At 40.3% G+C, this 12,500-nt stretch carries 9 protein-coding genes; 3 read left to right on the forward strand and 6 right to left on the reverse strand.

The window, feature by feature from the left end; all coding sequences use genetic code 11:
- Position 1: 1 nt before the first annotated feature.
- From FC83_RS00580 to FC83_RS00590, 3 genes are all read left to right on the forward strand, one after another.
- On the forward strand, positions 2-865 hold the full coding sequence (locus tag FC83_RS00580; RefSeq protein WP_035455247.1) for a DegV family protein: 864 nt from the start codon (positions 2-4) through the stop codon (positions 863-865).
- Positions 866-1,076: 211 nt separating this feature from the next.
- Positions 1,077-1,856, forward strand: a complete 780-nt coding sequence (gene pnuC / locus FC83_RS00585; protein ID WP_052004947.1) for a nicotinamide riboside transporter PnuC — start codon at positions 1,077-1,079, stop codon at positions 1,854-1,856.
- Between the two features lie 16 nt (positions 1,857-1,872).
- Positions 1,873-2,571, forward strand: coding sequence for a deoxynucleoside kinase (locus FC83_RS00590; protein WP_152537780.1), 699 nt, complete (start codon positions 1,873-1,875; stop codon positions 2,569-2,571).
- 243 nt (positions 2,572-2,814) lie between these two features.
- Here the strand turns inward: FC83_RS00590 and icd are convergent, their stop codons facing one another.
- From icd to pflB, 6 genes are all read right to left on the reverse strand, one after another.
- Positions 2,815-4,086 carry an NADP-dependent isocitrate dehydrogenase gene (gene icd / locus FC83_RS00595; protein ID WP_052004948.1) on the reverse strand — a complete coding sequence of 424 codons (1,272 nt, stop codon included), beginning with the start codon at positions 4,084-4,086 and terminating at the stop codon, positions 2,815-2,817.
- 63 nt (positions 4,087-4,149) lie between these two features.
- On the reverse strand, positions 4,150-6,777 hold the full coding sequence (acnA, locus tag FC83_RS00600) for an aconitate hydratase AcnA (protein ID WP_057002253.1): 2,628 nt from the start codon (positions 6,775-6,777) through the stop codon (positions 4,150-4,152).
- Between the two features lie 316 nt (positions 6,778-7,093).
- On the reverse strand, positions 7,094-8,026 hold the full coding sequence (locus FC83_RS00605) for a manganese-dependent inorganic pyrophosphatase (RefSeq protein ID WP_035451729.1): 933 nt from the start codon (positions 8,024-8,026) through the stop codon (positions 7,094-7,096).
- A 49-nt stretch (positions 8,027-8,075) separates the two neighbouring features.
- Positions 8,076-9,029, reverse strand: coding sequence for a LysR family transcriptional regulator (locus FC83_RS00610; RefSeq protein WP_035451728.1), 954 nt, complete (start codon positions 9,027-9,029; stop codon positions 8,076-8,078).
- A gap of 258 nt (positions 9,030-9,287) precedes the next feature.
- Positions 9,288-10,076: a pyruvate formate-lyase-activating protein gene (gene pflA, locus FC83_RS00615; protein WP_035451726.1), complete on the reverse strand. Its 789-nt coding sequence runs from the start codon at positions 10,074-10,076 to the stop codon at positions 9,288-9,290.
- 111 nt (positions 10,077-10,187) lie between these two features.
- Positions 10,188-12,446 (reverse strand): formate C-acetyltransferase, encoded by a 2,259-nt coding sequence (gene pflB / locus FC83_RS00620; RefSeq protein ID WP_035451724.1) that lies wholly within the window; start codon positions 12,444-12,446, stop codon positions 10,188-10,190.
- Between the last annotated feature and the right edge of the window lie 54 nt (positions 12,447-12,500).

The raw sequence follows: 12,500 nt of genomic DNA on the forward strand, positions 1-12,500 counted from the left end.
AATGAAACTTGCCATCGTAACGGACAGTACAGCTTATCTTTCAGCTGAACAAATCAAAGCCAATGATATCCACGTCATCCCAATCCCATTTATGGTAGATGGCCAGTCTTATCAAGAAGGCAAAGATATTAGCACTGCTGAGTTTTATAAACTCTTAAAAACCAGCAAAACTTTCCCAACTACCTCCCAGCCAGCCTTAGGGACAGCTAAAAAACTTTATGAACAATTACATGAAGCCGGCTATGATACCATCTTATCCATTCATTTAGCCAGCAGTATTTCTGGCTTTGTTGATAATTTACGGCTATTAGAAAACACTATTTCTGGTGTCAAACTAATCCCTTATGACTCCCAGATCACGGTCATGCTTATGGGACATTTGGTGCTAGAAGCCGCCAGAATGAACCGCAACCATGCCGACCTTGATGCTATTTTGGCCCGGCTAAATGAAATGCGCGCTAGCATGGGGGAAGTCTTCATTGTCAATGATTTACAAAACTTGGTGCGGGGTGGGCGACTCTCCAATGCTTCTGCCTTAGTGGGCACCGTCCTTAAAATAAAACCCTTGTTAACTTTTGATCCAGATACCCATAAAATCGTAGCTTTTGAAAAAGTACGTTCTATTAAAAGAGCCTATGCCAGAGCTGAGGAGTTATTGCAACAAGCCATCACAACCCATGATTATCCTTTGCGTGCTTTGATTATTCATGGCGATGATTTACCAGAGGCCAAAATTTGGCAACAGGGGATTCAGTCCCGCTTCCCGGAATTACCCACAGAAATCACTTATTTTGGACCTGTTGTTGGCGTTCATCTGGGGGACAAGGCCATGGCTTTAGCCTGGATCAGAGTATATAACGATTAGCTAGTTTTGGATATACTCATTACTGTTCATCTTATTTTCTGGAAATAGTTTCCATTCAATTTATTTTTTTGAAAAGGCCAACTACAATATATTGACATTTCTTTTGAAATGAAGCAATATATTGTAGTTGGCCTTTTTACTTGCCACTATATCTTGTGTTTGCCTATCAAAAAGCACAGTTTATTACATATATATTGGAGGAAACTATTTTATGCAAATCATTTCTGGGCTTCAAACATTCCCACATAAGTTACGCACCCATTTACTTGCTGACTGGCGTGGTTGGACATTGCAGAGTTATCTTTTATGTGCCTTTGGCATTGGTTTTTTAATTGGTATGCAGCTTATCAACCCTAAAGCAAGTTGGATATCGACTATTGCGGGCATGTTGGGCATGTTTTGTGTCCATCTGATCACTTCGCGCAAGTGGTTAAATGGGTTGTTTGGTTTAGCATCGGCCATTATGATTATCGCCACGGCAATTCCCAACACAAATTATATGGAAATCGTGTTACAAGGTACTTATATTATCATGTTAGATCTACCTATTATTTTAGGGACTGAATGGGATAAAGATACTAAATTGAGACACTTCGCTGATACCAACAAACGAACAATGATCTTAAAATATCTATTGCTTACTTTAACCATTTGGGGTATTGGCTATGTCTTGATTGCCAATTTCACCAATGATGCTCGTCCAGCTGTCGATGCCTTAAGCACAGCTATTGGTTTAGTGGCAACTTGGTTGTGTGTGCGCCGGTTTCCAGAACAATATTATTTCTGGTTTGCCCAGGGTGTTATGTCCTTGGTTTTATGGACAATGACGGCCTTGCACAGTGGCTCCGGGGATTGGGCCTTAGCGGTGACCTACAGTATTTATGTGGGTAATGATATCATTGCTGTATTAGTTTCCAACTGGTTTGACCATAGTAAAAAATCTGCTAACGTGACAGCCTTAGCAAACGAATCGAAAATCTATAATGATTAGAAAAGAAGGAAGATGAATGACAGTGTTGGTCTTAAGTGGTGTGATCGGATCAGGGAAGAGTTCTCTGACAAAAATTCTTGCTGAACATTTAGGTACGACAGCTTTTTACGAACAAGTCGATAATAATCCAGTCTTACCATTATTTTATAAGGGGAATAAAATTGCCGAAGCCAAAAGGGCAGCTGGCCAAAAAGATGCTATCAATCCCTATACATTTTTATTACAGATTTACTTCTTAAATACCCGCTTTCATGCCATCAAAGCAGCTTTAACAGACGACAATAACGTTTTAGATCGTTCAATCTATGAAGACGAAATTTTCATGAAGATGAACACCGATCAAGGGCATGCCACCAAAGAGGAATATTTGATTTATCAGGACTTATTGCAAAATATGATGGCAGAATTAGCTGGTACACCCAAAAAACATCCAGACTTGCTGATCAATATCCATGTCTCTTATGATACGATGATTCAACGTATTCAAAAGCGGGGACGGCCGTATGAACAATTAGCCCAAGATCCAAATCTACCGCAATACTATCAAGACTTAATTGCTTATTACCAAGAATGGTATGCTAGTAAAATTCAAATTGATGGCGATCAATACGACTTTATCACAAATCCTGAGGATCGCCAGCAAGTACTTGCCACGATTGATACTAAACTACAGCAATTAAAGCGACTGCCCAAAAAACGTCGCCAAGTCATTTAAATTAACCATAACAAATACGCCAACCTAAATTAATTTCTAGATCGGCGTATTTTTAGTTAAGTTGGATTGGCAACAGGACCCGTTAACAAATCATAAAAGTTGTGGTCCAAAAGCCAGGCTAGGGGACCCACAGGATGAAAAATGTATTTAAGTTAACATAATATATATTATCGGAAGTTGTCTCATTTTTATAAAAATACCAAACTTTACGATTTTACTGCCATTTTCTGCGCCAATTTGGCACTAGGCCTTCGCTTCGATCAGCCGCTGCAAATACGCCCCAAAATCTGACGTGCTCAATTGTGTGGCGCCTGGAATGCCAGCCGCGAAATCCCACGTCACTTGTTTGTTTTGAATAGCTGTGGCAATCGCTTCGGTAATCAAATTGCCCACGTCACGCCAACCAAAATAATCAAACATCATTGCCCCGGATAACAAGATTGATGACGGGTTTAATTTGTTTTGACCTACAAATTCTGGTGCCGTCCCATGAGTAGATTCAAAGATGGCTTGACCCGTTGTGTAGTTGATATTACCACTAGGTGCGATCCCAATCCCGCCAACTTGTGCGGATAACGCATCCGACATATAATCACCATTTAAGTTACAAGTTGCGACAATTTCAAAATTTTGAGGATTAATCAAAGCTTGTTGGAAGAAATTATCGGTGATAATATCGTTGATAATTAACTTTTGGGCTTGTTTTGCAGCTTTAAAAGCCTTTTCAGCCGCGGCTGCGCCATCATTGGCCTTAATCGTCGTATATTGCTGCCACGTAAATACTTGATCGCCATATTTAGCCTCGGCGATATCATAGCCCCATTGCTTAAAAGCGCCTTCGGTCAGTTTCATAATGTTACCCTTATGCACTAACGTTAACGTATGCCGCTTGTGGGCTAAGGCATAATCGATTGCTGAAATCACAAAACGTTCACTGCCTTCTTTAGAAATGGGCTTGATAGCATAGTTACTGCTATCTGGGAAACGAACTTTAGCCATTTGATTAGTATCAATTAAAGTTTGTTTTAATTCTGCCGCATTTTTTTGAGCATATTCAATACCGGCATAAATGTCTTCAGTATTCTCCCGAAAAATCACCATATCTACTAACTCCGGTTTTTTAACAGGTGACGGTGTGCCCTTGAAGTACTGTACGGGACGGACACAAGCATACAAATCAAAGTATTGGCGTAACGTGACATTAATGGATCGATGGCCTTTGCCAATAGGTGTGGTTAAAGGCCCTTTGATGCCGATTAAAGCCTGTTGTAAGGCATCTTTCGTAGCTTGTGGTAACCATTCGCCCGTTTGGTTAAATGCTTTCTCTCCAGCTAGTACCTCCTGCCACTCTACCCTCTTCGCCGTTCCGAATACTTTGTGAACAGCTGTGTTAAATACCGGTTGAGCAGCAGCCCAAACCTCTGGGCCGATTCCATCGCCTTCGATATAGGGAATAATGGGGTGATCTGGCACTTTAAAACCTGCGGGTGTATGTGTGATAAAATCTTTTGTCAAAACTACGAGCGCCTCCTTAATTTAACCATTCAAACAACAATAATTTTTAATAATGCTATTATTTTATTGCTTAACTTTCTCACGAATAATCATAGGCAAAATCCCATCATTTTCGTAGTATCGTGCATCCGTTGGCGTATCAAAACGTAATTTTGTTTTGAACTCAACTTGCGTCCCATCTTGTTTTTTAGCTGTCACAGAAGCACTTTGACTGGCCGCATCAAAGTCCAAAGTATAATCTTCCGATCCGTCTAAGCCAAGAGATTGAGCATTTTGTCCAGGTTCAAACTGCAACGGCAAAACCCCCATCATGACCAAGTTAGAGCGGTGAATCCGTTCAAAACTTTCGGCAATAACCGCTTTCACACCTAAAAGTTTCACACCCTTTGCGGCCCAGTCTCTGGAAGAACCCATGCCATAATCTTTGCCGGCTAGAATAATCAAACCATCAACTGGTTCTTTTTCATAAGCTTGGGCGGCATCATAAATGGTCATCTCAGTTCGAGTTGGCCAAAAAATGGTATAGCCCCCCTCTTTATCTGGGGTCAATTGATTTTGAATCCGGATATTTGCTAAGGTCCCCCGCATCATAACCTCATGATTTCCCCGTCTGGCACCGTAAGAATTAAATTGCGTGGGTTGGACACCTTTGGACAATAAGTACTGCCCCGCTGGTGTTTGCTGGCCAATAAAACCTGCCGGTGAGATATGATCAGTGGTAATCGAATCGCCAAATTTACCTAAAACTTTCAGCTTGCCAAAGTGTGTGCTAGTTTGATTGGCCATTGATTTGAAGAATGGTGGCCGGGCAATATAAGTTGACTTTGGATCCCAGTCATAGGTCGGCTTATCTACGACCGGTAGTTTATTCCAATGGTCATTGCCCGCTAGGACATCTTCGTAACTAGTAGAAAATAGTTTTGAGTCGATAAATTCTTGGATTGCCGTCTCAACAGTTTTGGCATCAGGCCACAAGTCCTTTAAGTAAACAGCTTGGCCATTTTGGGCTGTACCCAAAGCATCAGTGGCTAAGTCAATATTTAACGTTCCTGCCAAGGCATAGGCTACAACTAATGGTGGTGAGGCCAGGTACGTATCTTTGATCAACGGATTAATCCGACCTTCAAAGTTACGGTTACCACTTAAAACCCCAGCCATTGGAAAATCAGAATCGCTTAGAGCTGAAACAACTTCTGGCTTCAAAGCACCAGAATTCCCAATACATGTCGTACAGCCATAGCCAACTAAATTAAAGCCTAATTGATCCAAATAAGGCGTTAAACCAGCCGCTTCTAGATAAGCTGTTACGGTCTTAGAACCTGGTGCAAGGGATGTTTTAACATAGCTTGGCACTGCTAGACCCAGCTCTGCCGCTTTTTTGGCGATAAAGCCTGCTGTTAGCATCAAGGCTGGATTAGATGTGTTCGTACAGCTGGTAATGGCTGCAATCCCGATCGCTCCGTAGTTTAAATCATAGGTCTTATCAGGCATCTTAATCGTTAAACCTGGCTTTTCAGCGGTAAATCTTGTTTTCAAATCTTGTAAGGCCACCAAATCCTGGGGTCTTTTTGGACCGGCAAGGCTAGGTGTAATTTGGGTTAAATCTAAATCCAAAGTCGTGGAGTAATGTCTTTGGTCATCTGTTGTGGGATCGTACCAAAGACCGTTAGCCTTGGCATAATCTTCAATTAACTGTACTTGTTTGGCATCACGGCCAGTAAGCTTGAGGTAAGCCGTTGTTTGTTGATCAATTGGGAAATAGCCACAAGTAGCCCCGTATTCTGGTGCCATGTTAGCAATTGTGGCCCGATCAGCTACAGTGAGCTGCTCCAAACCAGGTCCAAAGAATTCCACAAACTTGCCCACTACGTTCAATTGTCGCAATTGATGGGTCACAGTTAGTGCCAAGTCAGTTGCAGTCGCCCCTGTGGGTAGATCACCAGAGATACGCACACCTACAACTTCAGGAATTGGGAAAAATGTTACTTCGCCCAACATGCTAGCTTCAGCCTCAATACCACCAACACCCCAGCCCAATACACCTAAACCATTCGTCATAGTCGTATGAGAATCTGTGCCCACAACTGTGTCTGGATAAACCAAAGTGCCATCGGCCTGAGCTTCGGTAAAGACAACACGAGCTAAGTACTCCAAGTTAATTTGGTGAATAATCCCATTATCCGGTGGCACAATTTCTAAATTCTCAAAGGCTTGTTTTGCCCACTTTAAAAAACGATAACGTTCCTGGTTATTCTCAAATTCCTTACTGATATTATCTTCAAAAGCATCGGCATTCCCTGACGATAAAACTTGAACAGAATGATCAATGATCAAATTCACTGGCACGTCTGGATTAATTGATTTACCATCTCCGCCAAGTTCAATAACCTTATCCCGCATGGCTGCTAAATCCACCAAGGCTGGAACACCTGTAAAATCCTGCAATAAAACACGCTGTGCTTTAAAAGCAACATCTTGATCATGGTTTTGATCCCAATTTAATAAATGATCTAAGTTTTTATTGTATTTCTCATCATTGGCCGCAAATCGTAATAACTGCTCCATTAAAATACGAATGGTATAAGGAAATGCAGTTTTTGTAGAGCCATGTTGTGCCAGCCAAGCCGCATAGTCAAAATATTGGTACTGTTGTTGCTGACTGGTAAATTTTTTCAAAAATCGTGTATCCATGAGCCACCTCCGGAAATGTCCAAACCATTAGGAAACAATTAAAATTTAATTATATGTATAAATATTCTCACTAGATCTTATAATTTGCAAGAAGTTTTCTTTGAAAAGCGACAAAAAATTTTTTTGATTAACTTTTTGACAGCTCAAATCACTGTCATAACAGCATCTATGATAATTATTAGAAAATTATTAAATTTTAAATTCAGCTGACATAGTCATGTTAGATATGTATATATATCCTACCAATTCCCTTTATGAAAGGCCAAAAAAAGCCCTTACAAGTACGCCTTGTAAGAACTCTCAAAGTTTATTCTAATTATTCAAAAGCGGCCGTTAATTGCGGTACAACTTGTTTCTTTCGAGAAACAACACCTGGTAAATTAGCCTTATCATCAGCTAAGGTAACATCGAAGGCCTTTTGAACAGCAGCCTTACTAGCATCGTCACCAATGGCCAACAATTCTGAATCACTATTTAAGATATTAGTAATCAACAAAATGAACAAGCTGTAATTTTTACTTTTGTTTTCAGCACCCATAGCTTCACGCAATTCTGTTTCACGTTGTAAAACATCAGCGATATCCACTGTATTAACTTGAGCAACTCGAACGGCATGACCATTCATATCAAAGCTCTTAGCATCCATGTCGATCAATTCTGTTGCTGATTTATTGCCAAGATTAGTCCCAGCTTTTAACATCTCTAACCCGTAAGTTTGATAGTCTGTATGAGACAACTCAGCTAATGTTTTAACAGCATCACGATCTTCATCAGTTGTTGTTGGTGACTTCAAAAGTAATGTATCTGAAATAATAGCGGAAAGCATCAAGCCAGCAATGACTTCTGGGACTGCCACGTTATTTTCGTTGTATATTTTTAATAAGATCGTACTGGTACAGCCCAGCGGTTCAGCCCGATAATATAGCGGATCAGCTGTATTAAAATTTTGGATCCGATGATGGTCCACAACATGCGTCACCTTTACATCGGCAATATCACTGACACTTTGTTGAGGTTCATTATGATCCACCAACATAACCGCATCGACTTCTGTTTTAGCGGTTTGGATCACCCGTGGTGCTTTGGTATTGAAATGGTCTAAAACATAAGCAGTTTCTTCATTAGGTTCACCTAGCGCAACGGCCTCAGTATCATAGCCCAATTTATTTTGGAGATATGAATAAGAGATTGCCGCAACAATTGCGTCGGTATCTGGATTTTGATGTCCAAAGATTAATTCTTTTGCCATTTTTTGAAAACTCCTTTATCAACAGTATTAACACTACTCATTATAAAGCTTAATGCTGTTGTAATCGAGTATTATAATCAGTTTCGGCGAAATATTTATCCCAAGCTTCAAAAAAACGGGCAATCCGTGGAATCGCTAACTTATCCTTGCGAAAAATGAACTGCATCTGAAATTTGATCGATGGCTCAAAAGGTAACGCCGACTGGGTAAATTCATTAGCATGGGCAAAGTAGAAGCTTTGGGGTAAAGCAGTATTCACATCAACGTGTTGACTAAATTTCATCAATTGAAACGGGGTCGTGAACTGAGCCGAACTTTGGGGCTGGTCCACCAATTGATTTTTAAAGGTTTCTTTGACAATTTGGGCCAGATAATAATCATCAGGATAGGTCACCCACTTTTTATCCAAGGTATCCTTAAACTTAACCCGCTTACGTCTGGCTAATTTGGGATTGTTGTGCACAAATAGTAATTCTTCATCCACAATATTCTTAGTGGCATAAGCTTTCCAGTTTTTAATGGATTCATCGGGTAAATACATCACACCCACATCGATACGGTTATTTTCTAACGCGTCCCAAATTTCCTTACGGGTCAGTAAGCGAAAAGAAATTTCAATGTTCGGGTTCGCTTCAATATAATTAATGATGAAATTCTCAAATACTGAGCTTTCCATAGAAGATAAAAAGCCAATGTTGATCTTACCGGAATTAGCATTGGTAGATTGTTGGATTTCATCCGTGGCATTATTTAAGACTTCATAGATCTGTTTAGTGGCTTGCAGCATAGTTTTACCAGCATCTGAAATCTGTAATCTTTTGCCGATAGAAAAGAACAATGGCGCACCTACGCTCTTCTCTAACTTTTTAATTTGCTGCGTTAAGGCTGGTTGGGTAATGCCTAAGATTTGTGCGGCTTGCGTGTAATTCATGGTTTCAGCAAGCTGTAGGAAGTAGGTCAATGTTTTGGACGAGAAAATATTCTCTTGTTTTGTTTTAACCACTAGGAAATCTCCTTTTTTTATAATGTGCGTACTAGCCCCTGATTTTTCGTGTCAGAAGCGCTGGCTAACAGGTGGCGTCAAAATGTGAATCACAAGTAACTGCTGCCGGCTTAATGGCAACTGAGTTTTAATAACACCGTGCTCGTCAAAAAGAATATCCCAGCACTTATAACATAATAATAATGAAAATGATAAAAAAGAGCAACTAAAAAGCTGCTCTTTTTTATAGCTATTTAAATTTCAAATTATAATGATAACCTAATTCTTATAACCAGTATAAGCCTTAGTATCCAACAACTTTTCAGCGTTTTGCACCCGTTCTTGAGTAGGTGGTTCAATTCCCTTTAGCGGATAATTGATCCCTAAATTTTCGTACTTAGAGACCCCCATGGTGTGATAGGGTAAAACTTCAACTTTATCGACGGTCTTAATCGTCTTGATATAAGCCCCTAGTTGGGCCAAATAGTCATCGTAATCAGTGCGTTCAGGGACTAAAACGTGTCTGATCCACATATGGTGACCATTGTCAGACATATATTGAATCATCGCTAGAATATTTTCGTTGGTCCAACCGGTTAACTTTTTATGTTCATAAGGATTAATATGCTTAATATCTACTAAGGAAACGTCTGTATAAGCCATTAATTCTTTGAAACGGCTGAAAAACGGTTCCTTATAGGTGAAAGGTTGCCCACAGGTATCTAAACAAGTGTTGATACCTAATGCCTTCGCTTTTTTGAAGAGATCAATAATAAAATCGATCTGTAACAAAGATTCACCGCCAGAAACGGTGATCCCCCCTTTTTTACCCCAAAAAGCTTTATATTTAACTGCTTGTTCTAATAACGCATCAGCAGTCATTTCAGTGCCAACGCCAATATTCCAAGTGTCAGGATTATGACAAAATTCACAGCGCATCCGACACCCCTGCAAAAAGGCCACAAAGCGGACACCGGGGCCGTCAACGGAACCAAAAGTTTCTATAGAATGAACATAGCCGATGACCGGTTTTTGTTCAGTTGTATTTTTTTCTTGCATTTCAAGCATATTTCTTCCTCCTTTAAGGAGAGATTCTTTCTACTAAAGAAGATGAAATTCATCTTCTCTAGTAGAAAGCGGATGGCTATCACCATCCGCTCCCTAAGTGTTTGTTAGAAATTACATTTGTTCGAAGAAGGTCCGAGAAATAACGTCGTCTTGTTGTTCCTTGGTTAAATCAGCGAAGTATACGCAATAACCAGAGACACGAACTGTAAGTGTAGGATATTCTTCAGGATGTTTTTGAGCATCAATCAAGGTTGCTTTGTTAAAGACGTTGATATTTAAATGCATACCATTGTTTTCCATGTAACCGTCAACCATGTTTACTAAAGCATCTTTACGATCTTCATCGTCATGGCCTAAAGTATTTGGCGTAACACCGAATGTGTTGGAAATACCATCAGTCGCGTACTTGTAAGGGATTTTAGCAGTAGATAACAAGGAAGCTAAAGCCCCATTCTTTTCGGCACCATAGGCAGGGTTCGCACCAGGTGAGAATGGTTCGCCAGCTTGACGGCCATTTGGTGTGGTCCCAGTGTTCTTACCATAAACAACGTTTGAAGTGATTGTCAAAACAGAAGTAGATAATTTAGCACCGTGATATAAGTGGTGTGTATTCATCTTGTTGTAGAAAGTCTTGATCAACCATTTCGCGATATCATCAGCACGGTCATCATTATTCCCATAACGAGGATAGTCATTGTCAGCCTTGAAGTCGACAGCAATACCCTTTTCATCTCTGATAACCTTAACATGGCCATATTTGATGGCTGAAATAGAATCAACGGCATGAGAGAAACCGGAAATGCCAGTTGCAAAGGTATAGTCTAAACGCGTATCTTTCAAAGCAAATTGAGCAGCCTCATAGTAATATTTATCATGCATATAATGAATGGTGTTCAAAGCGTTAACGTAAACGTCTGCCAACCAGTCCATTTGTTTGCCAAATTTGTCCATGAATTCATCATAGTCGATGTATTCACTGGTAATTGGTGCATAAGCTGGGCCGACTTGTTCTTCTTTGATTTCATCTTTACCACCATTGATGGCGTAAAGTAAAGCTTTGGCTAAGTTAGCCCGGGCACCGAAGAATTGAACACCATCAGCAATTGGTTGTGCAGAGACACAGCAAGCAATGCCATAGTAATCAGAACCCCATTGGTTCCGCATTAATTCATCGTTTTCATATTGAATCGTAGAACTCTTGATAGAAACTTCAGTAGCATAACGTTTGAAGCCTTCAGGTAAACGATCAGACCATAATAAGGTGATGTTTGGTTCTGGTGCAGCACCCATGTTGTCTAAAGTCTTCAAGAAACGAAAAGCAGTTCTAGTCACATGATGCCGGCCATCCATGCCAATACCAGTCATAGATAAAGTAGCCCAAATTGGATCACCTGAGAATAAGGAATTGTATTCTGGTGTTCTGATGAAACGAACCATCCGTAACTTCATGACAAAATGATCAACTAATTCTTGAGCTTGCGCTTCAGTTAACTTGCCTTGGGCCATATCTCTTTGGATATAAGCATCAATAACAGTATCGATCCGACCAACGGACATCGCAGCACCGTTTTGTGTTTTAACTGCAGCTAAATAGCCAAAATAGATCCATTGAATAGCTTCTTGAGCATTAGCAGCAGGCCGAGAAATGTCAAAGCCATAAGCTTGCGCCATTTTCTTCATGTCATTTAAAGCCCGATATTGATCGTTGACTTGTTCTCTCAAGCGAATCACATCGTCAGTCATTTCGCCGTCACCAATCAAGTCAAAATCAGCTGCTTTAGCTTTCATCAAACGATCGATCCCATAAATTGCGATCCGTGGGAAGTCAGCAATGATCCGGCCACGGGCATAGGCATCAGGTAAACCAGTTAAAATCTTGTAGTGCCGTGCTTTACGCATAGCTGGTGTATAAGCATCAAATACCCCTTGGTTATGGGTCTTACGATCTTCTGTAAAAATCTTATGCATTTCAGGATCAGTCTTAAAGCCATAAGAAGTTAAAGCTTCTTCGGCCATCCGAATCCCACCATAAGGCATGAATGCCCGTTTCAAAGGTGCATCAGTTTGCATACCCACGATTGTTTCTAAGTCTTTGTTTAAATAGCCAGGGCCGTGGGAAGTAATTGAACTAACAACATTGTTGTCAGCATCTAAAACGCCGCCAGCTTCACGTTCTTTTTTCTTTAAGTCTAATAATTGATTGTTTAATTGAGTTGTGGCGTCGGTAGGACCAGCAAGGAAACTTTCGTCACCATCATATTGGTGTAAGTTTTGTTGAATGAAATCGCGAACGTTGATTTCTTCTTGCCAAGCGCCGCTATTAAAACCTGCCCAATAAGTTTTAATATCTTTTTTCTCTAATTGTTTCATATTATGATACCCTCCATATTAATGAACTCAAAACATTAACAAATTCACAAGGAA

It is taken from the genome of Agrilactobacillus composti DSM 18527 = JCM 14202, assembly GCF_001436375.1.
Taxonomy (GTDB): Bacteria; Bacillota; Bacilli; order Lactobacillales; family Lactobacillaceae; genus Agrilactobacillus; species Agrilactobacillus composti.